Source organism: Nocardioides oceani (genome assembly GCF_030412965.1).
GTDB classification, from domain to species: Bacteria; Actinomycetota; Actinomycetes; order Propionibacteriales; family Nocardioidaceae; genus Nocardioides; species Nocardioides oceani.
In genome coordinates this window covers 1-280 of sequence record NZ_JAUHJQ010000143.1, presented here as the reverse complement: position 1 = coordinate 280, position 280 = coordinate 1, and the positions used below count along the sequence as shown (strand labels likewise).

General features: G+C 43.9%; 1 protein-coding gene. It reads right to left on the bottom strand.

The window, feature by feature from the left end; all coding sequences use genetic code 11:
• On the bottom strand, positions 1–215 hold a 215-nt coding region (locus QWY28_RS23605; protein ID WP_300955347.1), incomplete at its 3' end, for a calponin homology domain-containing protein.
• Positions 216–280 lie beyond the last annotated feature (65 nt).

Genomic DNA, 280 nt, shown 5'->3' with positions numbered 1-280 from the left:
CCCGGTTGGATTGAGTTCGCTAGTTTGCACAGAAGGGTACCGTCCTTTAGAACTTCATAGAAATTGTCCATATCTCCTGCAGTATTGACGTTTTCTCCGGTAACCCTGTTGATCCATTCTAAACTCTCAGAAGCCAACTCTTCGCTGTATTTGGCATTTACTTTTTTCTGGGCCTCGGCGGCAAATCCGCTCTTTGTAGCTCTGTTGGTGGCCATTTTTTTTCGAAAAAAACCGGTTCTTTGGCTCCAAAATTCAAAAAACAACACTCTACACCTTCTCC